Raw genomic sequence first — 267 nt, forward strand, 5'->3', positions numbered from 1 at the left:
GTCCCCTGAAGAGCCGTTCAAGACCAGGACGTTGATAGGCTGGGTGTGTAAGCGTTGTGAGGCGTTGAGCTAACCAGTACTAATTGCTCGTGAGGCTTGACCATATAACGCCAAAAGCGTTTGGTTGTGCACATAAGAGGCGCAACACGGATCAAGAACTGAAGATACATAGAGCTTGCTGAAAAGCGAGACGGATTAGAGTTTGTACAGTGTTACCTAAGACTCAGCCTGAATAAGGCATACAGGATTTAGATTGTTACCTTTTTT

1 rRNA gene is annotated in these 267 nt (G+C 45.7%); it reads left to right on the forward strand.

Annotation, left to right across the window (positions count from 1 at the left end):
- A 23S ribosomal RNA gene (locus JYB63_RS23130) occupies positions 1 to 104 on the forward strand; the annotation flags it as partial.
- Positions 105 to 267: the final 163 nt, after the last annotated feature.

It is taken from the genome of Aliamphritea spongicola, from assembly GCF_017051665.1.
In the GTDB taxonomy this organism is placed as follows: Bacteria; Pseudomonadota; Gammaproteobacteria; order Pseudomonadales; family Balneatricaceae; genus Amphritea; species Amphritea spongicola.